Source organism: Acutalibacter muris (assembly GCF_002201475.1).
In the GTDB taxonomy this organism is placed as follows: Bacteria; Bacillota; Clostridia; order Oscillospirales; family Acutalibacteraceae; genus Acutalibacter; species Acutalibacter muris.
This window is the reverse complement of the sequence record NZ_CP021422.1, coordinates 3,546,984-3,572,841: the sequence shown is the minus strand read 5'-3', so window position 1 is coordinate 3,572,841 and position 25,858 is coordinate 3,546,984. Positions and strand designations below refer to the sequence as shown.

Sequence of the window (25,858 nt, the reverse complement as noted above, 5' to 3'; positions counted from 1 at the left end):
ATGGACGGAAAAAAGAGCCTTTTACAGGAATTTACCAAGGGTATCATCAAGGAGAACCCGGTATTGAGACTGGTGTTGGGGTGCTGTGCCACGTTGGCGGTGACCACCGCCGCCAGCAACGCCATCGGCATGGGGGCGGCAACAACTTTCGTGCTGGTCTGCTCCAACGCGGTTATCTCCCTTTTGCGCAACGTGATACCAAATAAGGTGCGCATACCGGCGTTTATAACCATTATCGCCGGGTTCGTCACCATCGTGCAGATGTTCATCAAGGCCTTTTCCCCGGCGCTTGACACGGCCCTGGGGGTGTTCCTGCCCCTTATCGTTGTGAACTGCATAATCCTGGGCCGGGCGGAGATGTTCGCCAGCAAGAATAAGGTCCTGCCCTCTATTATAGACGGCCTTGGCATGGGCGTGGGCTTCACCGCCGCCATGCTGGCCATGGGCATCATAAGGGAGCTTTTGGGCGCGGGGACGGTCTTCGGCCTGCCGGTGCTCTCTGGGTTCATGGAGCCCATCATAATCTTCCTGCTGCCTCCCGGGGGCTTCTTCGTGTTCGGTATGCTCATAGCCCTGTCGGGAAAGCTCTCAAAGGAGGGCAAGGCTCCCGAGTCCACCGGCTGCGCGCACTGCCCGCTGGCGGCCTCGTGCTCCAAGATAGCTGAAAAGGAGGGTAAATAATGGACGCTCAGATGATACGCTCCCTGGTGGCCATATTTTTAGCCGCCATACTTACGGAGAACTATGTCCTTAACAAATTCCTGGGAATATGCCCCTTTTTAGGGGTCTCAAAGAAGCTGGACACCGCCTTCGGCATGAGCTGCGCGGTTACCGTCGTAATGGTCATAGCCACGGCGGTGACCTGGCCGCTGTACACCTATATCCTGGTGCCCCAGGGCCTTGAGTATTTGCAGACCCTGGTGTTCATCCTGGTGATAGCGGCCCTGGTGCAGCTTCTGGAGACGGCCCTGCACAAGTACATGCCCCCCCTCTACAACTCCCTTGGCATATACCTGCCCCTTATCACCACCAACTGCGCCGTGCTGGGCGTGACCATGCTGGTGCTGGAAAAGGGCGCGGCGGACCCCAGCTTCGGCTTTGTACAGTCGCTGGTGAACGCCTTCGGCTCCGGCGTTGGGTTCCTGGTGGCTATGCTGCTGTTCGCCGGGGTGCGCGAGCGCCTTGAGGACTGCGATATCCCCGAGACCTTTAGGGGCCTGCCTATTACCCTGGTGGCGGCTTCTCTGGTGGCCGTGTCGTTTTTAGGGTTCAACGGGGTGGTGGACAGGCTGGCGGGATAAAATTTTTGAAAAATTTTGATTTTCGTGCAACTAAATCGCAATTTTATGTCTTCTTATAGGCAGGAGGGTATATCGCCCACCCCAAAAATCTATAAGGAGAGATTGTTATGAAACGAAATCACATATTTAAGAAAGCTTTGGCGCTGATGATGGCGGTGGTTATGCTGGCCCTTGCAGGGTGCAGGGGCGGCGGGGAGAGCTCAGAGAGCAGCGGCGGGGCCCAGAAGCCCGGGGAATCCCAGCAGGCCGAAAAGGCCGAAAAGCCCGTGGTGACGGTCTGTATGGACCTGGACGTGGGCAGCGAGGGCCAGAGCTCACAGCTGCTTCGGGACCTTGTGCGAGAGTACGACCCGGAATTTAAGGACAGCTATAAGCTGGAGATAGAGGCCGTCCCCGGCATTGGCGGGGAGAGGGAGTCCACGCTGGACCGTATAAGGGTGGAGGTGATGGCGGGGAAGGGCCCGGACCTGTTTTTGTGCAGGAGTCCCCGGGCTGCAAACCCCCACCTTATGCCGCCCCGGGAGCGGGAGGTGGGGCTGTTTCAGTACCCGAAGGCCCTGATGAAAAGACATATGTTTCTGCCCCTGGACGGTTACATCGAAAACGCAAAGTACATGGAGTGGGACAAGCTGTACCCACAGATAATGGCGGCAGGAAAGAACGACGAGGGCCAGCTGATACTGCCCATAGGCTGGAGCATGAACTTTGTCCGCTTTGACGCACAGAGCTATACCCCCGCCGGGGAGCTGCCCATGACCTTTGATGAAATGCTCAAAAGCCAGGACCCGGGGATTATAACGGCGGTATGCTTTTCCGGCCTTGCTGAAAGCCTGGGCCCGGTGGCCGACTATGAGAACGACGTGCCTGCCTTTACCAAAGAGGAACTGACGGCCCATCTGGACGCGCTTATTGAAAGCGACAGCCGCCGCACCCCGGAGCTTGAAGAAAGTCTGGGGGATTATGCGCCGGTAACCTTCAACCGCATGAATGCCTCTAACTTCACCCAGTACGACCCGGACAGCGTGCTCCTACCCCACTGCAACCGGGACGGCGGCGCAACGGCCTATATAACCACCTTCGGCGCGGTGAACATCAACTCGGAGGCGCCCGAAGGGGCCTTCGAGATACTGGAGCTGCTTCTCAGCAAGGAGGCACAGCAGGATTCCGAGCTGCTCTCCTGGAACGCGGGCACGCCGGTGCACATGGAGCTGCTCAAATCAAAGGAGAAGATAAACGCGCCCTTTAACCGAGGAAATATGTACGTTAAATCCTGGGGGCTTACGGACTATAACTATGACCAGCTGCAAAGCCTGATAAAGCAGATAAACGCCGTGGACTTCGTCACCCCGGTGCACCACGAGCTCTCTGAGCTCTACTCGCCCTATGACTCCTCCCCCTACACTCAGGCCGAGACAAAGGAGGAGCGGGAGAAGTTGGTGGAGGAGACGTACAGGAATATAGAGATGATGCTTGCCGAAGCCTGAGAAAGGGGAGAGCCTATATGAAAAAGCTTATTGCCATTATCTTGTCCGCGCTTGTGCTCATGTCCGCCCTTTCCGCCTGCAAGCCCGGCGGCGGGGAGAGCTCCGAAGCCACCAGCAGCACGGCCCGGCCGGAGGCTGTGGAGCAGGAGCCTTTGCGGGTATTTATAGACGTGGAATTCGGAAGCAATGTGTTTATATCTGTCCAGGAGTTTCTAAGGGACTATGAAGCCGAAACCGCAAAGGGCGGCAAGACCAAATACAAGAGCTTCCAGACCGTGATAGAGGACCTGGGCGGGCCGGAGGACATGGAGATAGAGATACCCCCGAAGCACGGCGACGAGCGGGACACGTACCTTACGGCCCTGCGCACGGAGATGATGGCGGGCAAGGGTCCGGACGTGTTCGTGTGTCTAAGCGGTTTCGGGGCGCACTACTTTGAAAATGACACCGGCTTCTGCTTTGAAGAATCACTTTTTAGGTTCCCACAGCAGGCCATGGAACGCAATATGTTCCTGCCCTTGGATGATTATATAGAGAAAGCGCAGTTCATGGAATGGGACAAGCTGACGCCTATTGTCATGGAGGCTGGAAAGAACGAGCACGGACAGCTCCTGCTGCCAATGACATATACCATGCCCCTGGGCTATTATAGGAGCGCCGATGTTGAGTACCGGCTTGAGGACACGTCTCTCACCTGGGATGATATGCTCTCGGGCGGGCCCGAAACGCTTTTGCAAGCCGCAAATATCAGCGAGTCGCACCAAAGCGCGGCTCTCGCGCCCATAGCCGACTATGAGAAGGACCAGCTTGCCCTGACCGAGGAGGAGCTTCTGGAGTACGTGACCTCCAGGATGGACGCCAGAGGCCGTCTTGGGGAGATGGACCTGCCGGAGTGCTCCAACGGTTTACTGCATCCCAATAACTGGTTCGACGAGGAAAACGGCGCATCCGATGAGCTCACCCTTGTACCCGTATTCTCCCGTAGCGGCGGTTACTATGCCGTGATAACCAGCTTCGCCGGAATAAACGTCAACACCAAGCGTCCTGACGACGCGTTCTTTGTGGTAGATTACATTATGAGCAAGGATTGCCAGCAGTCCAAGCTATATACCCATATGCTCACCGGCAACGCAGTCCCCGTCATGGAAGGCCTTATGTCCGGCCGGGGCAATGGGGTCAGCGATGGCGACGGCAGCAACGTCTATATGTCAAAGAACCTCTACCCCGAGTTCGTGAAGCTCCGGGAGGGCATCTCCGGCGCGGACTTCTACACGCCCCTGGACCGGGCGCTATATGACATGACCCTTGAGATATACAATAACCCGGACAAACCTCTGAAAGACCTGGTGCACAAAGCATACATGAACATGAGCATGGAGCTTGCCGAAAGCTAAAAAATTTTTATTGGGCCAAAGGCCCGGAAAGGACTGTTGTACAAATGGAAATGCTAACACCCATAATGATCGTCGGAATCATCGGACTTCTGGCCGGAATAGTGCTGGCGGTGGCCTCGGTGGTTATGGCCGTGCCCAAGGACGAGCGGGCCGAGGCCCTGGAGGCCATTCTGCCCGGGGCAAACTGCGGGGCCTGCGGGTACTCGGGCTGTCCGGGCTATGCCGCCGCTATGGCCAAGGGCGAGGCCGTGCCGGGGCTTTGTTCTCCCGGCGGCGCGGACGTGGCCAAGAAGTGCGGGGAGATACTGGGCTCCGGCGATGTGGAGATGGAGCGCAGGGCCGCCTTTGTGCGCTGCATGGGCAGCGCCGACAACACCACCGAGAAGATGGAGTACGACGGCCTTGAGAGCTGCACGGCAGCCTCCCTCTTAAACGGCGGCGGCTCCAGCTGCCGGTTCGGCTGTTTAGGGCTGGGGGACTGCAGGGCTGTGTGCGATTATGGGGCCCTTGAGCTTTGCAACGGCGTGGCGGTCATCGACCCGGAGAAGTGCGTGGCCTGCGGCAAGTGCGAGAAGGCCTGTCCCAAGGGGCTCATAAGGCTGGCTCCGGTGAAGGCTATGGCCGTGGTGCGCTGCTCCAGCTGCGACAAGGGCAAGGACACCATGCAGAGCTGCAAGGTGGGCTGCATAGGCTGTATGAAGTGCCAGAAGACCTGCGAATATGGGGCCATAACCGTGCGGAACGGCCTGGCCCTTGTGGACCCGGAGAAGTGCACCGGCTGCGGCAAATGCGCCGAGGCCTGCCCCCGACATATCATCACCATGAGCGAAGGTTAAGACTATGCCCACTATCACCGAGCAGGACCTTAACAAGCACATCGCCGCCCGGGGCTTCGGGCCCCTGTACCTCCTTTCCGGCGACGAGAAGCTGACCTTAAAACGTGCCGCCCGCAAACTTATAGAGAAGTCCTCGGGCGAGGGCTTCCCTGAGTTTAACCGCAGCATTTTTACAAATGACTCCGACATGGAGGGCGTCGCCGCCGCCGTGGAGGCCCTTCCCTTTATGGCGGAGCACAAATGCGCCGCCGTATCCGATTTTGACCCGGACTCAAAGTCCTCCGAGGATCTTGAGCGGCTCTTATCCCTTATGGAGGACCTTCCCGACACCACCACCCTGGTGTTCTGGTATCCCACCCTGGATATCCCCGCAAAGAGGTCACCAAAGTGGAGAAAATTTCTTGAAGCGGCGGGCAAGGCCGGGTATACGGTGGATTTCCCGCGCCTTAATGGGGCGGACCTGCGGCGGCTGATAAAAAAGGAGGCCGAGCGCCAGGGCTGCGAGCTTGCCCCCAAAAGCTGGGAGAAGCTTCTAAGCTATGCCGGCAGCGACCTGCATACACTGCGCTCCGAGACAGAAAAGCTCTGCGCCTACGCCCTGGGCCTTGGACAGAAGGAGATAACTCCCGCCATGGTGGAGGAGCTTACCCCAAAGAGCACCGAAACTACTGTGTTCATCATGGTCAGGGCCCTGACCTCCGGGCGCTATGAGGAGGCCTATAACCAGCTGGACCTGCTGTTTTACCGCGGAGAAGAGCCTATAGCCATACTTGGGGCCATGGCCGCGTCATATATTGATATGTACCGGGTAAAGGCCGCCCTTGAGAGCGGGCTCACCGGCTCCGCCCCCGCCGAGTACGCCTCCGAGTATAAGGGCCGGGGCGGCTTTCGGCTGCAAAATGCCGAACGTTCCTCGAAAAAGCTGACCCTATCGGGCCTTAGGAGGTGCCTTGATCTGCTGCTGGAGGCCGACCTATCCCTAAAGGGCTCCAAGATGGAGCCAAGGCTTGTGCTGGAGGGACTTATCTCCCGGCTGCTGCTGGCGGTGCAGGGATGATGCGGGTAAAGGAGGCCGTCGTGGTGGAGGGGCGCTGCGACAGGGCCAAGCTCAGCGCTCTTATTGACGGCACGATAGTTGAGACCGGAGGCTTTGCCATATTTAACGACCGGGATAAAATGGAGCTTATCCGGCGGCTGGCGGCGGCGCGGGGGGTGATAATCCTCACGGACAGCGACGGCGCGGGCTTTCTGATACGCAGTAAGCTTTGCTCCTGCCTGCCCCCGGAGCAGGTGAAGCACGCCTATATCCCGGATATATACGGCAAGGAGCGCAGGAAGGCGAAGCCCTCCAAGGAGGGCAAGCTGGGGGTGGAGGGGATGCCCCTTGAGACCCTTCGGGACTGCCTTATAAGGGCCGGGGCTACTATAGAGGATATCCCAGGCGAAACCAGGCTCCCGGAGCTTACCAAGGCGGACCTTTTCGAGCTGGGGCTCTCCGGGGGAGACGGCTCGGCGGAAAGGCGCCGGGCCCTGCAAAGGCGGCTAAAGCTGCCGGAGCGGTTGTCGGCCAACGGGTTTTTGCAGGCTTTAAACGCCCTTTATACCCGGCGGGAGCTTTTTGATTTATTGAAAAACCTGGAAGGAGAAGATACCCCATGAAAAAATATTTCCTCTTTGACCTGGACGGCACCCTCTGCGACACCGGGCCGGGCATTACAGAGAGTGTGCAGTATGCCCTCGCTGAAATGGGCTGGAGGCCTCAGAAGGAGGATTTCCTGCGGCAGTTCGTGGGCCCGCCCCTTATGAACTCCTTCCGGGACTTCTGCGGTATGGACGAAAGTACGGCGGCCAAGGCCATAAAGCTGTACCGGGAGCGCTATAACGCGGCGGGGCTCTATAAAAGCCCCCTATACCCCAACATAGACAGGCTCCTCTCAAGACTCAGCTCCTGCGCCACCCTATGCGTGGCCACCTCAAAGCGGGAGGAGGGGGCAAGGAAAATACTGGGGCTTAGGGGCATAGAAAAGTATTTTACCGTCGTGGTGGGCGACGACGGCACCCGGCCCACGAAAGCCCACGTCATAGACAAGGCCCTCAGGGACCTGGGGGACCCGCCCATCTCAGAGGTGGTGATGATCGGGGACAGGAGCTATGACATAGAAGGGGCCAAATACTGCGGCATAGAGAGCATAGGGGCGGCCTATGGCTATGCCCGGCCCGGGGAGCTGGAAAGCGCCGGGGCCGAGTATATCGCCGAGGACGTGGCCTCCCTTGAGCGGCTCTGTGTGGCCCTGTCCGGCGCGAAGGAGCGGGACCGGGAGGGTCAGGACAGGTCCCAGCTGTTTCTGGACCTCTATAAGCAGGTGGAGGACGAGCTGGAGGATAAATTCAGAAACTCCCGACGCCACTACTCCAGCGCGGTGTACGAGTTCATAAAGGACTATGAGAGCGCTCCGGTGCGGGATAAGCTGGATATCTGCCGCCATATCCGCAACCTTATGGCCCACAGCGCAAATATGGACGGCGAGCCGGTGGTGGTGCCCTCCCAGCCGGTGGTGGACGCACTAAGGGAGGTGCTGGACTTTGTGAAGAAGCCGCCCCTTGCCATCGACTACGCCACCCGGGGGGACCGGGTCTTAAAGGTGGGGCCCAATCAGAAGGTCCTGCGGGTGATGGAGCTCATGGAGAAGAACGGCTACTCCCATGTGCCGGTGATGAAGGACGACAGGTTCTACGGTGTGTTCAGCTCGGGCTCCGTTATGCGTTACCTCTTAAAGAACCGGGGCCGGGGGCTGAACCCGGATACCACCATAAAGGAGCTGAGAGGGTATCTCGCGGTAGAGGAACACGTGGAGAACTATGAGTTCGTCCCCGCGGACGCCGCCTACATATACGTGCGCAGCCGCTTTGAGCAGGTGCGCGCCAGGAACAAGCGGGTCTCGGTGATCTTCATAACCCGGGACGGCAAGCCCGACCAGCCCCTTCTGGGAATGCTGACTCCCTGGGACGTGCTGGGGGAGAACTAAATTTATAACAAAGCGTCCGGCCCCCTGCAAAAACCGGGCCGGACGCTTTCTCTATTTCTTTATGGTCTTCATCAATAGGGTGATAAGGGTCTCCTTCTCGCTCTCCGTAAGCCCGGAGGTCACCTCGTCACCCCACTGGCCCAGATACTCCCGGATAGCGGGCGCCAGCTCCCGGCCCTTTTCTGTCAGGAACAGCTTATTCTGCCGCCGGTCGTTCTGGTCCGTCTCCCGGTACAAACAGCCCAGCTCCTCCAGTTTCTTCACCTTCCTGGCCACGCTGCACTTATCCAGGTAGAGGTGCCCGGCCACCGCGTCTTGGCTGAGTCCGGGGTTGCGGTCCACGTGGAGGACTATCATATACATCCCCCCGGAGAAGCCGTACTCTTTTAGCTTTTCCCCCATAAAGCGCTTGCGGCTGCGCAAAAGGTACGTAAGGGTGCGGCCCAGGTCGCGGCTGAAACTGCCGGTCTCCCTGGGGGCGGCGAGCCGGACCCGGCAGACCTCCTCAAACTTATGCTTCTTGGCAACGGTAATATGGTACAGGGCCTCCAATTCCCCGGCAAGCTGCTCGTCGCTTATCGGTGAACCCTCTCCTTCCTCCTCCAGCACCATTATACGGTATTCCACCCCGAACAGGGTAGAGCGCACCTCTGTGGCCCGGGCCCCGCCACGCAGGTAGAAATCTATCCGCCGCCGTGCGGCCTCCCGGTCCGGGGCAGTTTCAGGGTCCTCCACCTCAAATATTATCCGGCAGTCTGTATCCTTCAGAGCCTCGCGCATAAGCCCAAGACACAGGCTGCCCGTCCCCTGCCCCCTGCGTTCTGGCTGTACGGCAAAATAATTCAAGAGGGCCGTTTTTGGTCTATTGTCCCTGGCAATAAACAAGGCGTAGGCCGCAAGGCCGTTATCGTCATAAAAACCCACGGAGCGCTGGCAGCCCTGTTCTATAAGCGGTTTCATCCACTTCCAGGGCATAAGCTCCTCCGGCGGGAAGTCCCTCTTCAGGCAGGGGTCGTAAAGCCGGTGCATTTCTTCTGTGCCAAGGGTCCTAAGATACATAAAGCTTTTATCCTTTCAAAAGGTTGATATCCTCTTTATTGTAGCAGAAAATTTGCTTTTGGGCAAGGCGCTCCCATGGAAATTTTAGAGAAAGCAAGCTGGAGCTTGCCTTTTCGACAATTTTCCTGTATAATAAAAATGTATACCGCTTCGCAGCTATAGTTGACGCGGGTTATTACTATCCGGAAGGAAGGACTGCCATGAACGCTAAACGACCTCTATTTGTAACTGTTACCGTGCTTCTGGTGGCAGTAATAGTGGCTATATCCGCCCTGACCCTGGCCCAGGAACCCCGCACAAGCTCCGTGAAGCTTATCGCCAGGAACGGTTCTACCGCCGAGGTGGACGATCTGTGGGAGGGCAAGATGTCCATACCCTACTATGAGAATGTGGGCCTTAGTAACTATGGTCCCGACGACTTCTCGTCGGAGAACGACGCGGTCACCTATGTGGGCAGCGGGAAGTCCTATGTGGGTATCTCCGTAAACGAGAAAAAGGGGGATATCGACTGGCAGCAGGTGGCGGACAGCGGAAACATCGACTTTGTGATGATACGCGTGGGTCTTCGGGAGAAGATAAAGGGACGGATCCGCATAGACCAGAAGTTTGAGGACAATATCAAGGGAGCTACTGACGCGGGTCTCCCTGTAGGGGTGTATTTCTATTCTAAGGCCGTGGAGGACGCCGAGGCCAAGGAGGAGGCCACCTTTGTGCTTGAGAAGATAAGGGACTATACTGTCACCTATCCCATCGGCATCTTCTGGGAGTACGACCTAAAGGAGGACGGCAGCCAGGACGAGACCTCCCGCACGGTGCAGCGCAACGGGGATCAGGTCACCGGGTACATTGACACCTTCTGCAATATAATTAGCGTGGCCGGCTTTACCCCCTGCTACTTTGCCGAGAAGGGCATGGCCTATAACCGGCTGGACCTCTCCCGGCTCTCCGGCTATGACCTGTGGTACGGCGAATACCGCCCCTCTCCCAGCTTTTTCTACGACTTCAAAATATGGCAGTATACAAAGGAGGGCAGGGTGCCAGGCATCCCAGAGCCCGTGACTGTCAGTATATCACTTAAAAGCTATGGAAATTAGCATATAGCGGAGGTATCTCTTGAATAAAGAACAGATAAGGAAGCTTTCTCTCATATGCGCCGCTGTGGCGCTGTTTGTTGTGATAATTACGGTTATCATTGTGCTTGTCACCCGGGAACCCTCGGAGGAGGGACCGGGGAGCGGCACCGAGCCCTCCCTGATTATCCCGGAGGGTATGCGGCTTGTGGACGATATATATTCCGGGGAAATTATAATCCCCGACTTTGACATACCTGAGCTTAAATACGACCGGGAGGGCTTTTCCACCGGCGAAGACGGCATTACCCGGTATAAGGACGCCGTAATGGGCGTCGACGTGTCCGAGTTCCAGGGAGAGGTGGACTGGTACGCAGTTAAGGCCGCGGGGGCTGAGTTTGCCATTATCCGTGTTGGCTATAGGGGCATGACCCAAGGCCTTTTGACCGAGGACAGCCGCTTTGCGGAGAACTTTCGGAACTCCGGCAGCGCCGGGCTGAAGCGCGGCGTCTACTTCTTCTCCCAGGCTGTGACCGAGCAGGAGGCCGTTGCCGAGGCTGAATTTGTCCTTGAAAAGCTGGAGGGCGCAAAGCTTGAATATCCCATCGTATTCGACTGGGAGCCCCCGGCCCCCAGCGAGGACCTGCCCGAGGACAGCCTAAGGGCCCATGGGTGCACGGGAGAGGATGTGACGAAATGCGCGGCGGCCTTCTGTGAGCGCGTTAAAGAGGGCGGGTACATACCCTGCGTATACTTCAATAAGCACCAGGCCTATAATTTCTATGATTTAGAGAAGCTGAAGGAATACGATTTCTGGTACGCCGAGTATAATCCGCTGCCCTCGACGGTCTATAACTTCCGCACCTGGCAGTATACCGACGCAGGGAATATACCGGGCATCGAGACCACGGTGGACCTGGACATCTGCATGGAGCCGTACTTATGAAGGAGACTATGAAGGAAAAGCTTACCAGATACCGTACCCTGTTCCTGTCTACATTAAAGCTCAGCGCCTTCACCTTTGGCGGGGGCTTCGTCATTATACCCCTTATGCGCAAGCGTTTTGTGGAGGAGCTTCACTGGATAGAGGAGCAGGAGATGCTGGACCTTACCGCCCTTGCCCAGTCCTCGCCCGGGGCCATCGCAGTGAACGCCTCCATATTGGTGGGTTATCACGTGGCCGGGGTGATGGGGGCCCTTTTGAGCATCATAGGGACGGTGCTGCCGCCGCTGGTGATAATCTCCGCGATCTCCATGTTCTACACGGCCTTTCGGGACAACGCCATAGTCGGCATGGCCATGACGGGTATGCTGGCCGGGGTGGCGGCGGTGATATGTGATGTGGTGATAACTATGGGTAAAGCCGTGTTTCAGAAGAAGCGCGTGCTGCCGGTACTGGTACTGCTGGGGTCGTTCATAGCGGTACGATTTTTCAGCGTGAACATAATCCTGGTGATATTTGCCTGCGGCGTGATAGGGGCTATGGACACGCTGTACCAGGAGCGGGCGGGGAGGAGGGCATGATCTACCTGGAGCTGCTCTGGAGCTTTGTCCAGATAGGACTATTCAGCATTGGGGGCGGCTACGCCGCCATGCCCCTTATCCAGCACCAGGTGGTGGACGCTCACCCCTGGCTTACTATGTCCCAGTTTGCGGACGTGATGGCAATAGCGGAAATGACCCCCGGCCCCATAGCCATAAACGCGGCCACCTTCGTGGGCATACAGGTGGCGGGAATACCCGGGGCAATAGTGGCGACCCTGGGGTGTGTGCTGCCCTCCTGCGTTATAGTGATGGCCCTGGGCTATGTGTACTACAAGTACAGGGGCCTGAAGCTGGTCCAGGGGGTGCTGGGCGGGCTGCGCCCGGCGGTGGTGGCCCTGATAGCCTCGGCAGGGCTGTCGCTTATAGTGCTGTCCTTTTACGGTCAGAGGACCCTGCCTGAGGATTTGGGCGGCTTTAGCTGGATATCCGTAATCATATTCGCGGCGGGGCTTTTCGTCCTGCGCAAATGGAGGGTGAACCCGATACACGTCATGGCCGGGGCCGGGGCGCTGGGCGTGCTGCTGTACCCCGTGCTGGGAGGGTAGCTTTTTAGTATACCCCTATGAAGGAGAGAACAGGCTCGAGCCTGGAGTTGTCAATATGTATTTGCAGTGAGGTCGTGCGCACGGGATTTTCAAGGCGCACGATCTTTTTATACCCCACGGTGGTGCCGCTGTAAAGTGCCCGGCCCGCATCGTCGGAAATATGGAAACGCTCTATCCGCTGGCTCTTGGTTATGTCCTCTTGGAGCACGACGTACTTTACCTCGGTCTCCCGGGAGAAGGTTATGGTTCTGTGCAGGCTGTCTCCGGAGACAGCCGCGTCCTGGGCCAGGTCCACGGCGAAGGCCCGGCGTATGCGGTCCCCAAGCTCCCGGAGCCTTTCCGCGTCGTTCTGATGAAAGAGTCCCTCCGGCGTGGGCGGGACGTTCAGAAGGAGGGTGGCGTTCCCGCCCACGGAGCGAAGATAGGTATCGAACAGGGTCTCTGCGCTTTTAACTTTATCGTCCTCCTCCGGGTGATAGAACCATCCGGGGCGAAGGGAGGTGTTCACCTCGGCGGGGTACCAGATAAGGTCCCGCTCGTTTTTAAGTATCTCTCTGCTGCCAAGATCCATGTCAGAGGCGCTTATCTCCCGCTGCCTGAATTCCTCGTTGTCGGACTGCTGGCTTTTGGCGGCTATCTTCTCGGTGTCCCTCATACGCCTTGGCACCACGCTCCACTCGGATTCCCGGGTGCTCCCGGCCTCGTTGCCGCACCAGCGGATATCCGGGCCGCAGACGCTTATACAGGCCCCGGGCTGGTACCTCCGCACGGTCTCATAGTACCGCTCCCAGTCGTATACCTGGCGTTTGCCGTTCGGCCCCTCGCCGCAGGCCCCGTCGAACCAGACGGCGAAGATATCACCGTAGCCGGTAAGGAGCTCCGTAAGCTGGGCGACAAAATAGTCGTCGTACTCCCGGCCAGCCCCATAGCAGGAACAGTTGCGGTCCCAGGGGGAGAGGTACACGCCAAATTTTATCCCGCCCTCCCGGCAGGCATCGGAGACCTCCCGGACGATATCGCCGCGCCCGCCGCGGAAGGGGCTGGCTGCCACTGAATGGCGGGTGTACCTGCTGGGCCAGAGGCAGAAGCCGTCGTGGTGCTTACAGGTCAGTATCAGCCCCCGCATCCCGGCGGACCTTAAGGCAGAGACCCATTGGGCCGCGTCGAACTCAGTGGGGTTAAAGATGGCGGGGTCCTCGGTGCCGTCGCCCCATTCCCGGCCGGTAAAGGTGTTTACGGTGAAGTGGGCGAAGCCATAAAATTCCAGCCGCTGGTGGGCAAGCTGCCTGGGGCTGGGCCGCACCGCCGTTAAACGCTTGTCAAGCTCTCTGCTGTTCTCCATTATCCCAGCTCCTTTCCGATAACGCCCAGCAGCTCGTGGGTCGTATCACAGCCCTGCTCCCAGTACATCAGCCCCAAAAGCCCGGCCGCCTTAACATACCGGCACTTGAGGGCTATGGCCTCGGGACTCTCATAGCTTATAAACTCGCTGCCGTTAAAGAGGTAGGCCGCGCCCGCCTCCTGATCCCAGTATTTCGTAAAGCCGTTCTCTCTGATAAATTCCTCGGTGATGTCGCTGTAGCCCGGGCCGCCCTGGCCGGTGCTTTCTGCGGGCTGTAAAAGGCCATGGTTCTCGTTTTTGACCCCTGTCCATCGCCGGGAGTAGAAGGCCGCGCCTATCACCAGTTTTTCCATGGGCACCCCGGCCTTGTGGAACATCTCCACCATGTCAACGGTATTCAGCCCGCTATGGTCGCCCCTGCCCGCCCGCAGGGCGGCGTGGTGCCCGGCTTCGCGGGTGAAGCCGTTTCGCAGGTCGTAGGTCATTATCTGCACATAGTCCACAAGACCAGCCACCTTGTCCATCTCGGTGCCCTCTATGAAATACTCCCCGGCCCCGGCGGCTATGGACAGGCTGCGCGGGCCCAGGACCTCCCGAAGCTCACTTAGCAGCAGTGTGAAATTTTCCCGGTCCCGTGGGTCGGAGTCGATGCCGGCCTGATCGCTGCAGGGGTACTCCCAGTCTATGTCTATACCGTCAAGGCCATATTTCTCTACGGCCTCCTGGCAGGACCGGGCGAAGGTCCTGCGGCCCTCTGTGGTCATGGCCATGGTGGAGAAGCCCCCGGCACCCCAGCCGCCCACGGACAGAATGATTTTTATATCCGGGTTCCAGTCCCTGAATTTTTCGCATAGGCCGATATTGGTAAGCTGCCCTATGTCGAGCCTGCCCTCCTTAACGAGCCCGAAGGCCAGGTTGATATGGGTCAGGGCCTGAAGGTCTTCGGGAGTGAATACGGTAAGGCCGGGATTCATGGAATAGGCCAGTACATACTTTTTCATCTCATACACACCTTTCAGAGGTTTTAGCCTTAGTATAGCAGTTCCCGCCCGGGATTGCAACGAGTAAAATCGGGACAAAAAATAGAGGGGCGCACGCCGCGCCCCTCCAATTTATAGATCCTTCGTGTCCTCGCTCTCAAGGTCACTGTTCACGTCGCTGCTCACCTGGCCGTCGCTCATTGTATCGCTTCCGGCGCCGCTCTCGTCATCATCATCGTCCCTGTTGCTCACATCGCCGCTCTGGCTGCTGGTATAGCCGGGCATACTGCTCTGCTCGCTCTCGGTGGGGACTCCGCTGGAGGTATCATCATCGGGGTCCAGCGCCGATTCCACACGGCTGACAGCATTACTTACGTCGTCGCCTATCCGCGAAACTGTGCTCTGCACCTTGCCGTCGCCGCAGCCGGTCAGGGTCAGGCAGAGAAGGCAGCAGGCTGCAAAAATAAAAAAGCGCTTTGTTTTCATAAATTATCCCTTTCTTCCGTAAGGTTTTGTTTCGCCTTTAGTGTGGCACGGGAATACGTGGAAAATACATGGATTGCAAAAAGATTTTTTACGTGATAAAATAGTAACGGCTAAATAACTAAAAACGCCGTAAGGGGGCAAAAAGCTTGATATATACCGTTACCTTGAACCCGGCCCTGGATTGCTTTGTGCGGCCTGATGAGTTTTTACCCGGCGGGGTGTGCCGGTATGACAGCGCCCGGTTCCTGCCCGGGGGAAAGGGCGTGAACGTGTCGCTGCTGCTTAAAAGCCTGGGAGCAGAGACCGTGGCCGCCGGCATAACGGCGGGCTTTACCGGCCGGGAGCTTACAGCTCTGCTGGGGAGAGCGGGCTGTCCGGCGGACTTTATGGAGCTTCATAAGGGTCTGACCCGGGTGAATATAAAGATACTGCCAAAGGGCCGGCCCGAGACGGCCCTGAACGGAGGCGGGCCGGAGATTGCCCTTGGGGATCTCCGACCGCTGGAGGACAGGCTGGCCCGCCTTCAAAAGGGTGACCTCCTGGTGCTTGCGGGCAGCGTGCCGGGCTCTCTGCCGGAGGAGGTTTACGCCCGGCTTATGGGGGCCGCGCCGAGGGGAGTGGAAACGGTGGTGGACACCTCGGGCCCGGCGCTCATAGAGGCCGTCCGAAAGGGACCGTTCCTAATAAAGCCCAACCTGGAGGAACTGGGGGAGGTCTTTGGGGAAAGGCTGGAGGGCACGGAGGCGGCAATAGCCCACGCCCGGCGGCTGCAAGAGCTCGGAGCCCGGAATGTGGCCGTCACCCTGGGCGGCGGCGGAGCCCTGCTGCTGACAGAGGAGGGCAGGCTCCTTGAGCGGGCCGCGCTGCCGGGGCGGGAGGTCTCCTCCGTGGGCGCGGGGGATTCCTTCGTGGCGGGCTTTCTGTACGGCTATATTAAGGAGCGGGACATGGACAAGGCCCTGGACTGGGCTGTATGCGCGGGGGCGGCCACGGCGTTCTCCGAGGGCATTGCGCAGGGGGAGCAGGTGGAGACGCTATATAGGCGGCATTTCTTAATAGAAAATTAAGTTGACATAGAGCCAAAGAAAACGTAAAATAGTAATGGAGCCATATTCAAGAGATGCGTTTCCAAACCGAAAGGAGACCGGGATGAACCAGAACCAGAGACCTGTAGAAAAAGAGTACCGCTCCTCACAGATGTATAAGACCCTGACAGGCGCCGGGATACCCGCCGCTGACAAGCTGGCCGAGGGCCTGGGCAAGGCTGCGGCGGGGCTGGACAACGCGCTGAACACGGTTGCCCCGGCGGTGAAGTCCGCCGCCCAGAGCGTGCGGCAGGCCCAGAGCCAGGCCCAGCAAGCCCAACAGGCACAGCGGCCCGGTGAAAACGACGGCAGCTATCACTATACTTACCGCTATCAGGGGAAGGCCGCGCCCTCAGGCGGGGCGACCACACAGACCAAGCCGCCCCAGGCTAACCCGCCCCAGAACCACCACCCACAGCCGGGACAGCAGCAGCCCCTGCGCCCAGGCCAGCCCGGCTGGGGCTGGAACAACAACGTACACCCCCCAAAGGGGGTGACTCCCGCCCCGCCGCCTAAGATGCCCCAGGCAGGACGCGGCTTCCAGCCGGGCGGGAACGTCCCCATGAAGGTGGTGCGCAGGGGTAGCCCGGCAAAATACTATATTACGGGCGTGGCGGCTATTATATACGCTATGAACTTCCAAATGATGGAGATACCGCAGTGGGCGGTGTTCGCCCTGGTGATGGCGCTTATCTTTTTTCTGTCCGGGACCTTGTTCAGAGGAAAAAAGGAGTTTGTGCCCATAGAAACACCGAAGCCTGTCCCGGAGCCCAAGCCCGAGCCCGAAGCCAAGAAGGAGCCCGAGCCCGAGAAGAAGTCCCAGACCGGCAACCCCGAAGTGGATAAGATAATCGACGAGGGCCACGGCTACTTAAGGCAGCTGCGGGCAGCTAACGACGCCATCCCCGACGAGGCCCTCTCCGCCGACATCGACCGCATGGAGCGGGCTTCGGCGGACATCTTCAACTATATCGCAAAGCACCCGCAGAAGGCCCCGCAGATACGCAAGTTCATGAGCTACTATCTGCCCACCACGTTAAAGCTCCTTAACAGCTATGAGCAGCTTTCAAAGCAGTCCGTGAAGGGGGAGAACATCACCTCCACCATGTTCAATATCGCCGGCATGATGCACACCGTGGCCGACGCTTTCGAGAAGCAGCTGGACTCCCTGTTTACCGACGAGGCTATGGATATCTCGGCGGATATTACAGTGTTTGAGACCATGCTCAAGCAGGAGGGGTTCGTGGAGGAGAAAAAGGGGACGAAGCTGGGGTAGATTTTATAAATTATTAAGAATTTGTAATATGATATGTAAAATGCCCGGATTAAAATAAACTTACAGAAAGAGGAGTGTAAACGATGGAAAACGAGATAAAGCTTACCCTTGAGCAGGAGGCCCCGGCGGCCCCTACCCTGACCCTGGAGGGAGCGGAGCCCGAGGAGCCCCAGGCCCAGGAGGGGGCGAAGCCCACCACCCTGGACGAGAGTATTTTAAGCCCCGAGGAGCAGAAGATGGTGGACGACTTCTCCCAGAAGATCAATCTGCAAAACAGCACCATGGTCATGCAGTACGGCTCTGCAGCCCAGCGGAAGATAGCCAACTTCTCCGACACGGCCCTCAACAATGTGCGCACCAAGGACCTGGGGGAGGTGGGCGACCAGATATCCAACCTTGTGGTGGAGCTCAAGGGCTTTGACATCGACGAGGAGGAGAGGAGGGGCTTTTTCGGGCGCTTTAAGAACACCGGCAACAAGATAATCGCCATGAAGTCCCGTTACGACAGCGCCGAGACCAACGTGAACAAGATAGCCGCGGCCCTTGAGAAGCACCAGGTACAGCTGATGAAGGACGTGGTGATGCTGGACCAGCTCTACTCCATGAACCTCAATTACCACAAGGAGCTGACCATGTATATCATAGCGGGCAAGAAGAAGCTTCAGCAGGAGCGGGCCACTACCCTTGAGCAGATGAAGCAGAAGGCGAAACAGACCGGTCTTGCCGAGGACGCCCAGGCGGCCAACGACTTTGCCCAGCAGTGCGACAGCTTCGAGAAGAAGCTCCACGACCTGGAGCTGACTCGGATGGTGAGCGTGCAGATGTCCCCACAGATACGCTTGGTGCAGAATAATGACAAGCTCATGAGCGACAAGATACAGTCCACCCTTGTAAACACCATCCCACTTTGGAAGAGCCAGATGGTGCTGGCTTTGGGCCTTGCCCACTCAGAGCAGGCCGTGCGGGCCCAGAAGGAGGTCACCGACATGACCAACGAGCTCCTTCGCAAAAACGCCGACAAGCTGAAGATGAGCACCATTGAAACCGCCCGGGAGACCGAGCGGGGCGTTGTGGACATGGAGACCCTGCGCCACACCAACCTCTCCCTTATCCAGACCCTGGACGAGGTGGTGAAAATACAGGACGAGGGCAGGGCCAAGCGCCGCGCCGCCGAAGCCGAGATAGGCCGGCTTGAGGGCGAGCTGAAGCAGAAGCTTCTTGACATACACACCTGATAAAATTTTGAAAGCGGGGGCTTTTGGACTATGAATAAAAGGAATCTGATGGCGGGTATATTTATGGGGGTGGCTATTGCCGCCTCAATACCCCTGGGCATAAACCGTTCCCTGTCTCGCGTGCGCGAGGACGTAAGCGGCACGTTTTACTACGACCAGGCCGGGTACTCCATATATGACGGCCTAGAGAAGCGGCGGGAGGCCGCAAATAACCTCATCACCCTGGCGGGACGCTATAAGGACAAGAACCCGGAGCTGGAGGGGCTTATAGATTCCCTGGACTACTGTGTGAAGGCCTCTGAGAACGCCTGGTCGGACGACTATACCTATATCCAGGAGGCCGGCGCCAACGCTGCCCTGGACGCCCCCGCCCAGGCCCTGGCCGAGGCCCTTGATAGTATGGAGCTCAGCGAGCAGGACAGGAAATACCCGACACAAATGATAAAGCAGATGAAGTCAGAGCAGGACAAGATAAATCGCAGCAGCTATAACGAGGAGGCCCGTGCCTTTAACGCCAAGGTGAAGAGCCTTGCGCCCATGGCGCTGGTGAAGCCCATGGCGGACTTCAGCTCTGCCACGGCGGCGAAGGATTCTGCTCCTGTGACTGCGGCGGAGGCCGCCGAGACGGTGGTGGAGGATATTCCCGCCCCGCCGGAGGCGCCGGGGGCCCCGGATATAGACGATTTTGAGCAGCGGGTGGACCAGTGGGCCGACGATTTCTCCGACGGGGTCGAGAGCGGCGTAGAGGGGTTCGTAGACGGCGTGCTGGACGGTATTTTTAACTGAGAAAGGAAACCTTTGACGTGATGAAAAACCGTGCCATTTGCAGAAGGTGCAGCGTAGTTTTAGCACTTGTTATGGTTATCTGGCTATCCCCGGCGGCTCTTGCCGCCGTGCCCGACCGGCCGGACAATAAATACGTGCTTGATACCGCCAGAGTGCTCTCCGAGGGCACCGAGCGCAGAATAATTGCCGAGAACCAGGAGCTTTTCGAGGAGTGCGGCGGGGAGATCGTGGTGGTGGCGGTGGACTTCCTGGGCGGACAGGACATCGAGGACTATACCTATAAGATGTTTAACTCCTGGGGTGTAGGCTCCCAGGAGCGCAATAATGGCATACTTCTGGTGTTGGCTATAGGCGAGGAGAACTACTATATCCAGGCGGGCTATGGCATAGAGGACTATTTCGACACCCTCTTTCTAAGTGATATTTTGGAGGAACAGTTGGAGCCGGACTTTGCCGCCGGGGACTATGACGCGGGGGTTAAGAAGACCTTTGACGCGCTTATTTCAGAGCTGCGCTCCTATTATGACAGTGGCCCCGGCAGGGAGGCCCCCGCCCCCGGGCAGGAGTATGACTACAGCGATGAGGACTGGGACGAGGACTGGGGTTTCAGCGGGCTTCGGGAGCTGAAGACGATTGCTTTTGCCCTTGTCCGGGTGGTGGTCATCGTGGCGGTCCTACTGTTCGTGTTCAGCCTGTTCAGGGGCTCCGGCGGCAGCGGGCCCAGAGGTGGTGGCGGTGGCGGAGGCTTCTGGCGGGGTATGTGGCTTGGCAGTATGCTGAACGGCCGCCGCAGGACCTATTGGGGCCCGCCCCCGCCGCCCCCGCCGCCCCCGCCGCCCGGAGGGCATAGGCCCGGCGGATTCGGAGGTTTCGGCGGCTTTGGTGGAGGCTCCCGGGGAGGCTTCAGCGGCGGTGGACGCTCCCACGGCGGCGGAGCCGGCCGGGGCTTCGGCGGTGGCGGCGGTTTCCATGGGGGCGGAGGCTCTCATGGCGGCGGAGCCGGAAGACGGTAAAAAAGGCCAGGGACCCTTATGGGCCCCTGGTTTCTCTATTTACTGGAAATCTCCGTCTGTCAGTATGCCCAGGTGGAGCAGCGCGTTCTTAACGCCGTCCTCCCAGACCGGCGTGGTGACATAGTCCGCCACGGCCTTTACCTCGGGCTCGGCGTTGCCCATGGCCACCCCAGTCCCGGCCCATCTTATCATCCCCAGGTCGTTCATGCCGTCTCCAAAGGCCGCCGTCTCCTCACGCTTAAAGCCATAATGTCTGATGACCGCCTCCAGCCCGGCCTCCTTGCCGCCGCCCTTGGGTATCACGTCTACCATTCCCGGCCCACAGGCCACCACCTCGGCCCCCTTCACTGGGGAGAGGGCCTTACCAGCCGTCTCCTGGGATTCATAGAGGGTAAGCTGTATAACGGGCTTCTCCTCCGCCAGCTTCGTGTCGTACAGCGGCGGGAACTCCTGGCCCAGCCACTTATAGAGTCCGCGCACCTGTGGGGCGTCAATCAGAGGCCAGGACTCTCCTTCGCCCATCACCATCCCGGGAAGGCCAGCCCTCCGGGCCAGCTCAACTAGGGTTCGCGCCTCCTCTGGGCTGTGGCCAAGGCGGTGCAGTATAGTACCGTCCCTCTCCAGCACCAGCTGGCCGTTAAAGGTAACAAAGCCGTCAAAGGGGAACATTTCTCGTATCTCCCCCAGAAGCGCGGGTCCCCGGCCGGTGGATACGAACACCTTTATGCCCTTGCGCTGTAGAGCAGTCAGAGCCGCTGCGGCGGAATCGTGGAATATACTTTTATCTCCGGAATGGTCCAGGAGGGTGCCGTCGATATCGAAAAATGCCGCTTTAATCATTGTGCTTTCCCCTTTCTATATTAAGTTTCCCTCAGAGATTCGCTTCATGATGGTCCCCGGCCCAAGTCCTTGGCGGCTCAGCTCCATAAGGCGCTCCAGCACCGGCACACTGTGGGCAAACAGCCGCTTCAGTCCCCCGCACAGGTAATAGGACGAGCCCTTAAACCTGTCCTTCGGGCAGCCGCCACCGCAGAATCTATACCAAGGGCACTCTGTGCACTCGGCAGGTAGATTTTCGCGCTTTGCCCTGCCGAAGTCCTCCATGGCGGAGCAGCCCAGCAGGTCCGAAAGCTCCTTGCCGTCCAGTGTGCCCAGCCGGTGCTCCGGGTCAACGAAGTGGTCGCAGGCGTAAACACCTCCGTCCTCCTCCACCACCGGGGCCCTGCCGCACTGTGGGGCCATCCAGCAAAGGCTGGCCTGTCCTCCCGCCAGTATCCTGGACGTCTCGGCAAAAAGCTGTATGTCAAGCTTCCCAAGGCCGCTATGTACCCACAGGTCAAATACCCGGCAGAGAAAGTCCCCGTACCCCTCGGGCGTGACCGACTCCGCAGAGAAGCTCCCCTCAGGGAGCTTTACCACGATGGGCATGAACTGCACCCACACGCAGCCCAGTTCCTCCAGCGCCCTATAGGTTCCCTCCGGGTCCGCCGCCGTGGCGGCGTTCACCGTGCACAATAAATCGGGCTGTATGCCCGCATCATGCAGCAGCCGCACCGCCTGGCGGACTCGTTCGTATGTTGGCCTGCCCCCAAGGTCTCGGCGGTTAGCGTCGTGGACGGTTTCGCCGCCGTCAATACTCAGGCCCACGTCAAAGCGGTTCTCCCTCAGAAACCGGCACCACTCCTTATTCAGCAGCAGGCCATTGGTCTGCAAATTGTTCCAGGCCTGCCAGCCCTTTGGCAGGTGCTTCTTTTGCAGCTCCACCGCCCGCCGGTAGAAGCCAAGCCCCGCCAGGGTGGGTTCGCCCCCGTGCCAGACAAAGGAGACCTCCGGGCCGGGGCTTGCGGCTATTGCCTGCTCTATAAGCTGCTCCAGCAGGGCATTGCTCATGCGGCCCTGCTTTCTGTGCGAGGAATATTTGCCCTTCTCCAGGTAGTAGCAGTAGGAGCAGAGCATATTGCACCGTGACCCCACTGGCTTTGCCATCACCACAAAGGGCCGCTTTTCCCCGCTCATTTCAGGTGCTTTTCAAAGAAGGCCAGCACCTTCTCGAGGGAGTCCATGGCCTGCTCGTGCTTGTACATGGGCCGGTGGTAGTACCAGAAACCGTGGGCCGCGCCGTCGTATCTGTGGAACTCATAGTCCTTGCCTAGCTCTTTAAGCCGCGCCTCCAGAACGTCCACGTCCTCCTTAGTGGGGCTCCAGTCCTCGTTGCCGAAGATGCCCAGCAGCGGGCAGATGAGCTTCTCCGCGTAGTCCAAAGGCTGCACCGGCCGCTGAGGAGTAAGCTGCTCCGGCGGGCAGACCACTCCGCCGCCCCAGCAGTCCACGGCGCAGTCGATGCCCTCTAGCGTGCAGGCGGCCAAAAAGGTATGCCTACCCCCGGAGCACATCCCGATAACGCCAACCCTGCCGCTGGCGTTTGGCTGGCTGCGCAGGAAGCTCAAGGCGCCGTCACAGTCCTCCATCACGTCCTTGTCCACCATGCCGCCCTGTTCCCGGGCCCGTTCCGCCACCTCCTCTGGGGTGCCGTGGCCAAAGTCCTCATAGAGGTTGGGGGATATGACGCTGTAGCCCTGGGCGGCAAAGCGGCGGGCAGTCTCCCGGGTGAACTGGTCCCAGCCGGGCATGTGGTGGATAAGGAGTATGCCCGGGAAGGGGCCCTCCCCTAGGGGCCGGGAGTAATAGGCGCGGACGGGTTTGCCGCCGTGGCCGGTAACGCTGATGGTTTCGGCGATCAGGCCCTCATAGGCGTCGGTTTGAAAGTTGTTCCACATATGCTGGTCCTCCTTGGTTTTTCTTTTATTATAGTTGTTTTTAGTTGAGTTTGCAACCGTTTTTCTTGCCTGCGGCAAGCCCCAAGCCCGGACCTTGGGGCTCTGCCCCAAACCCTGCAACCTTTGAAAAGGTTGACGAAACTTTTAACCTCGCACTATTTTAGCTTCAGCACCTCCTGTGCTGCCGTCAGCACCCCCAGCTGCCCCACGGCATAGTTCAGCCCCCCCTGCATCCACACGGCATAGGGCTCTCTCAACGGCGCGTCCGCCGACATTTCTATCGACGATCCCAGCGTAAACGCCCCCGCCGCCATTATCACGTCGCTGTCATACCCCGGCATGGGGCTCGGCTCCGGCACAACAAAGGCGTCCACCGGCGAGGCGCTCTGCACCCCACGGCAGAAGGCTATGAGGGCCTCCCGCTCCCGAAGCTTCACCGCCTGGATGATATCGGCCCTGGCCTCCTCCGGCCCTGGCGTGACCTCATACCCCAGCTCATCAAAGAGCGCCGAGCAGAACACCGCCGTCTTCAAGGCCTCGCCGGTGACAGTGGGCGCATGGAACGCGCCCATAAACAGCTCCCGACTGTGTCCAAGGGTACAGCCCAGCTCCCGGCCTGTGCCCGGGGTGGTAAGTCTGTAGGAGCACAGCTCCACCAGGTCCCTCCGCCCGGCAATATAGCCCCCCGTTGGGGCTATGCCGCCGCCGGGATTCTTTATCAGGGACCCCGCCATCAGGTCCGCCCCGTGGGAGGTGGGTTCCTCCCGCTCCACGAACTCGCCGTAGCAGTTGTCCACCATCACGAGGCACCCCGGGGCCCGCTCCTTCACAAATCCCGCCAGCCGCTCTATCTCCGCGACGCTTAAAGAAGGGCGCAGGGTATACCCCCTGGACCGCTGGACATATACCATACGGCAGTCTTTAGCAAGCTCCCGCCCCAGCTCCTCATAGTCTATGCCGCCGTCCGGCAGCAGGTCTATCTGCTCATAGACTATGCCGAAGTCCCTAAGGCTCCCTGGCTCCTCACGCCCGGGCAGTCCGAAGACGCCCTGTATGGTGTCATAGGGGGTGCCTGTGGCCGAGAGCACTGTGTCCCCTGGGCGGAGCACTCCAAAGAGGGCCACCGTCAGGGCGTGGGTGCCGCTGACAAAGTTATACCGCACCAGAGCGTCCTCTGCCCCAAGGGCATAGGCGTAGACCTCGTCCAGCTGGTCCCGGCCCCTGTCGCCGTAGCCGTAGCCGGTGCTGCCCACAAAGCTGCTCTCGCTGACCCGGGCCCGCTGGAAGGCCGCCAGCATCTTCTGGGAGTTCCAGCGGGCTGTCTCCTCTATGCGCCGGAACTGTCCGGCGGCCCGCTCCTCGGCCCGCTGTGCAAGCTTCAGCAATTTCTCGCCAAACTGAAAAGACGGATAGTTTTCCATATAAATCACCTTTCTGTAATATCCTGCTGGCTCCAGCGGCCAACCTCCGCGAAGCCCAGCTTTTTGTAAAATTCCCGGTTCCTGCCGCTCTCCCTGAAAAGGTACAGCCTATGCCCGGGCAGCGCCCGCTCCACGGCTCCCATAAGCTTTGTACCAAGGCCCCGCCCCCGGCAGTCCTCCCGAACGGCTAATGCGGAGAGCACAGCCTCACCCCCGGCCACAGCGGAGATCACCGCGACTCCGGCTAACTCCCCGGAGATGTACTCCCCCAGGGCCAAGGCGATCCCGTGCCGTATTCGGTGGGACATATCCAGGTAGAAGGGCTCGAAGTCCATAGGCATCCCGGCAGCTGTCAAAAGGGCATGGGTTTCCCTGAGACCGGGGGGCGGGAGACTCCGCGGTTCTCCCGCCGGCAGGTCCTTTGCCATCACCGCGCCCTCTGTGGAGACCTCCAGTTTCAGCTCTCCGGCCAGCCCCCTCTCGCAGAAGACGCTGCCGGGGCCCAGTACGTCCAGAAATTCTCGGGACTCCTCTATATTCCAGGGTCTTCCAGCTATGGACAGTCCGCCGTCCAGCAGGCAGTAGGATGCGCCGCCGTCCGTCCAGAACCGGGCGAAGTCCCGCTCAAAGCCATAGGCCAAGGCCACTGAGCGAAGCTTGCAGCCAAAGGCGCCGCCCTTGCATATATCCATAAACTCCGCCCGTTCCCGGGGGCCGCTTACAAGCCTTATCATATCCGGTCCCTCCCGATACACAACGAAAAAGCCCCGCTTGCGGCGAGGCGTCTTTCTATGATACAGGTTCTCACTTCACGAAGTACATCACGGCGTTGGCCACGATGACCAGCACGAAGAAGCCCACGGCGATGACCTTTGTCCAGCGGGACAGGAAAGCGTCCACAGAGCGGGCCTTGTTCTTTGACAGGAAGGTATCGGCGGCGCCGGTGATAGCGCCCATGTTCTTCTGGTTGCCCTCCTGTAAGAGCACCACCAGGATTATCGCCACTGAGAAAATCAAGAGGGCAATGGCGAATATGATCTCAAAAGCTGTCATTTTTAATTCCTCCTTGCAGCAGCAGGCTGCTTAGTCACAACACATATAATACCATGTCATAAGTGTTTTTGCAAGTCCTATAGGACGATTTGAGAAAATTTTAAAAATTTTTCCCTGGGGGTGAATAGGTTTGGGAGGTATGGT

General features: G+C 59.0%; 27 protein-coding genes. 17 read left to right on the top strand and 10 right to left on the bottom strand.

The window, feature by feature from the left end; genetic code table 11:
• The 8 genes from rsxE (at position 1) to ADH66_RS18255 (ending at position 8,041) form a co-directional block, all read left to right on the top strand.
• Positions 1–681 carry an electron transport complex subunit RsxE gene (rsxE, locus tag ADH66_RS18290; RefSeq protein WP_066537852.1) on the top strand — a complete coding sequence of 227 codons (681 nt, stop codon included), beginning with the start codon at positions 1–3 and terminating at the stop codon, positions 679–681.
• A gap of 11 nt (positions 682–692) precedes the next feature.
• Positions 693–1,301, top strand: a complete 609-nt coding sequence (locus tag ADH66_RS18285) for an electron transport complex protein RnfA (protein ID WP_084384613.1) — start codon at positions 693–695, stop codon at positions 1,299–1,301.
• A 107-nt stretch (positions 1,302–1,408) separates the two neighbouring features.
• Positions 1,409–2,785, top strand: coding sequence for an ABC transporter substrate-binding protein (locus tag ADH66_RS18280; protein ID WP_066537855.1), 1,377 nt, complete (start codon positions 1,409–1,411; stop codon positions 2,783–2,785).
• Positions 2,786–2,802: 17 nt separating this feature from the next.
• Positions 2,803–4,179 (top strand): hypothetical protein, encoded by a 1,377-nt coding sequence (locus tag ADH66_RS18275; RefSeq protein ID WP_066537858.1) that lies wholly within the window; start codon positions 2,803–2,805, stop codon positions 4,177–4,179.
• Between the two features lie 44 nt (positions 4,180–4,223).
• Entirely contained in the window at positions 4,224–5,015 is a 792-nt protein-coding gene (locus tag ADH66_RS18270; RefSeq protein ID WP_330397626.1) for an RnfABCDGE type electron transport complex subunit B, read from the top strand.
• A 4-nt stretch (positions 5,016–5,019) separates the two neighbouring features.
• On the top strand, positions 5,020–6,072 hold the full coding sequence (gene holA / locus ADH66_RS18265; protein WP_066537861.1) for a DNA polymerase III subunit delta: 1,053 nt from the start codon (positions 5,020–5,022) through the stop codon (positions 6,070–6,072).
• The gene (locus ADH66_RS18260; RefSeq protein WP_066537864.1) at positions 6,069–6,674 is read left to right on the top strand and encodes a toprim domain-containing protein; all 606 of its coding nucleotides are present in this window, start codon (positions 6,069–6,071) and stop codon (positions 6,672–6,674) included. The genes holA and ADH66_RS18260 overlap by 4 nt, the downstream gene beginning before the upstream one ends.
• On the top strand, positions 6,671–8,041 hold the full coding sequence (locus tag ADH66_RS18255; RefSeq protein ID WP_066537872.1) for an HAD hydrolase-like protein: 1,371 nt from the start codon (positions 6,671–6,673) through the stop codon (positions 8,039–8,041). Before ADH66_RS18260 ends, ADH66_RS18255 begins: the two co-directional genes overlap by 4 nt.
• 51 nt (positions 8,042–8,092) lie before the next feature.
• Here the strand turns inward: ADH66_RS18255 and ADH66_RS18250 are convergent, their stop codons facing one another.
• A complete protein-coding gene (locus ADH66_RS18250) occupies positions 8,093–9,100 on the bottom strand; it encodes a GNAT family N-acetyltransferase (protein ID WP_066537874.1) in 1,008 nt (335 codons plus the stop codon).
• Between the two features lie 200 nt (positions 9,101–9,300).
• Here ADH66_RS18250 and ADH66_RS18245 point away from each other — a divergent pair, with 200 nt between their 5' ends.
• The 4 genes from ADH66_RS18245 to ADH66_RS18230 are packed head-to-tail and all read left to right on the top strand — an operon-like array spanning position 9,301 to position 12,260.
• Positions 9,301–10,194 carry a GH25 family lysozyme gene (locus ADH66_RS18245; RefSeq protein WP_066537877.1) on the top strand — a complete coding sequence of 298 codons (894 nt, stop codon included), beginning with the start codon at positions 9,301–9,303 and terminating at the stop codon, positions 10,192–10,194.
• Between the two features lie 19 nt (positions 10,195–10,213).
• Complete coding sequence (locus tag ADH66_RS18240) at positions 10,214–11,116, top strand: glycoside hydrolase family 25 protein (RefSeq protein ID WP_066537880.1); 903 nt, start codon at positions 10,214–10,216, stop codon at positions 11,114–11,116.
• Positions 11,113–11,694, top strand: coding sequence for a chromate transporter (locus tag ADH66_RS18235; protein WP_236757128.1), 582 nt, complete (start codon positions 11,113–11,115; stop codon positions 11,692–11,694). The genes ADH66_RS18240 and ADH66_RS18235 overlap by 4 nt, the downstream gene beginning before the upstream one ends.
• Positions 11,691–12,260: a chromate transporter gene (locus ADH66_RS18230; RefSeq protein WP_066537883.1), complete on the top strand. Its 570-nt coding sequence runs from the start codon at positions 11,691–11,693 to the stop codon at positions 12,258–12,260. Before ADH66_RS18235 ends, ADH66_RS18230 begins: the two co-directional genes overlap by 4 nt.
• 4 nt (positions 12,261–12,264) lie before the next feature.
• Here ADH66_RS18230 and ADH66_RS18225 read toward each other — a convergent pair whose 3' ends face one another.
• The 3 genes from ADH66_RS18225 to ADH66_RS18215 all read right to left on the bottom strand — a co-directional run bounded on the left by ADH66_RS18225 (position 12,265) and on the right by ADH66_RS18215 (position 15,068).
• Positions 12,265–13,602, bottom strand: a complete 1,338-nt coding sequence (locus tag ADH66_RS18225; protein ID WP_066537884.1) for an alpha-L-fucosidase — start codon at positions 13,600–13,602, stop codon at positions 12,265–12,267.
• Positions 13,602–14,603 carry a glycoside hydrolase family 18 protein gene (locus tag ADH66_RS18220; RefSeq protein WP_066537886.1) on the bottom strand — a complete coding sequence of 334 codons (1,002 nt, stop codon included), beginning with the start codon at positions 14,601–14,603 and terminating at the stop codon, positions 13,602–13,604. The genes ADH66_RS18225 and ADH66_RS18220 overlap by 1 nt, the downstream gene beginning before the upstream one ends.
• 111 nt (positions 14,604–14,714) lie before the next feature.
• Positions 14,715–15,068, bottom strand: coding sequence for a hypothetical protein (locus ADH66_RS18215; protein ID WP_066537889.1), 354 nt, complete (start codon positions 15,066–15,068; stop codon positions 14,715–14,717).
• A 146-nt stretch (positions 15,069–15,214) separates the two neighbouring features.
• Here ADH66_RS18215 and ADH66_RS18210 point away from each other — a divergent pair, with 146 nt between their 5' ends.
• From ADH66_RS18210 to ADH66_RS18190, 5 genes are all read left to right on the top strand, one after another.
• Complete coding sequence (locus tag ADH66_RS18210) at positions 15,215–16,135, top strand: 1-phosphofructokinase family hexose kinase (RefSeq protein ID WP_066537892.1); 921 nt, start codon at positions 15,215–15,217, stop codon at positions 16,133–16,135.
• Positions 16,136–16,169: 34 nt separating this feature from the next.
• Positions 16,170–17,429 carry a 5-bromo-4-chloroindolyl phosphate hydrolysis family protein gene (locus ADH66_RS18205; protein WP_084384368.1) on the top strand — a complete coding sequence of 420 codons (1,260 nt, stop codon included), beginning with the start codon at positions 16,170–16,172 and terminating at the stop codon, positions 17,427–17,429.
• An 83-nt stretch (positions 17,430–17,512) separates the two neighbouring features.
• A complete protein-coding gene (locus ADH66_RS18200) occupies positions 17,513–18,664 on the top strand; it encodes a toxic anion resistance protein (protein WP_066537895.1) in 1,152 nt (383 codons plus the stop codon).
• A gap of 30 nt (positions 18,665–18,694) precedes the next feature.
• Positions 18,695–19,450 (top strand): hypothetical protein, encoded by a 756-nt coding sequence (locus ADH66_RS18195; protein WP_066537898.1) that lies wholly within the window; start codon positions 18,695–18,697, stop codon positions 19,448–19,450.
• Positions 19,451–19,521: 71 nt separating this feature from the next.
• Complete coding sequence (locus tag ADH66_RS18190; RefSeq protein ID WP_207653014.1) at positions 19,522–20,463, top strand: TPM domain-containing protein; 942 nt, start codon at positions 19,522–19,524, stop codon at positions 20,461–20,463.
• A 39-nt stretch (positions 20,464–20,502) separates the two neighbouring features.
• Here the strand turns inward: ADH66_RS18190 and ADH66_RS18185 are convergent, their stop codons facing one another.
• The 6 genes from ADH66_RS18185 to secG all read right to left on the bottom strand — a co-directional run bounded on the left by ADH66_RS18185 (position 20,503) and on the right by secG (position 25,714).
• Positions 20,503–21,303 carry an HAD family hydrolase gene (locus ADH66_RS18185; RefSeq protein ID WP_066537901.1) on the bottom strand — a complete coding sequence of 267 codons (801 nt, stop codon included), beginning with the start codon at positions 21,301–21,303 and terminating at the stop codon, positions 20,503–20,505.
• A 15-nt stretch (positions 21,304–21,318) separates the two neighbouring features.
• Positions 21,319–22,479: an anaerobic sulfatase maturase gene (locus ADH66_RS18180; protein ID WP_066537908.1), complete on the bottom strand. Its 1,161-nt coding sequence runs from the start codon at positions 22,477–22,479 to the stop codon at positions 21,319–21,321.
• Positions 22,476–23,240 carry a dienelactone hydrolase family protein gene (locus ADH66_RS18175; protein ID WP_066537909.1) on the bottom strand — a complete coding sequence of 255 codons (765 nt, stop codon included), beginning with the start codon at positions 23,238–23,240 and terminating at the stop codon, positions 22,476–22,478. Before ADH66_RS18175 ends, ADH66_RS18180 begins: the two co-directional genes overlap by 4 nt.
• 155 nt (positions 23,241–23,395) lie before the next feature.
• Positions 23,396–24,661: a methionine gamma-lyase family protein gene (locus tag ADH66_RS18170; RefSeq protein WP_066541828.1), complete on the bottom strand. Its 1,266-nt coding sequence runs from the start codon at positions 24,659–24,661 to the stop codon at positions 23,396–23,398.
• 5 nt (positions 24,662–24,666) lie between these two features.
• Positions 24,667–25,395, bottom strand: a complete 729-nt coding sequence (locus ADH66_RS18165; RefSeq protein ID WP_066537911.1) for a GNAT family N-acetyltransferase — start codon at positions 25,393–25,395, stop codon at positions 24,667–24,669.
• A 70-nt stretch (positions 25,396–25,465) separates the two neighbouring features.
• On the bottom strand, positions 25,466–25,714 hold the full coding sequence (gene secG / locus ADH66_RS18160; protein ID WP_066537913.1) for a preprotein translocase subunit SecG: 249 nt from the start codon (positions 25,712–25,714) through the stop codon (positions 25,466–25,468).
• Positions 25,715–25,858 lie beyond the last annotated feature (144 nt).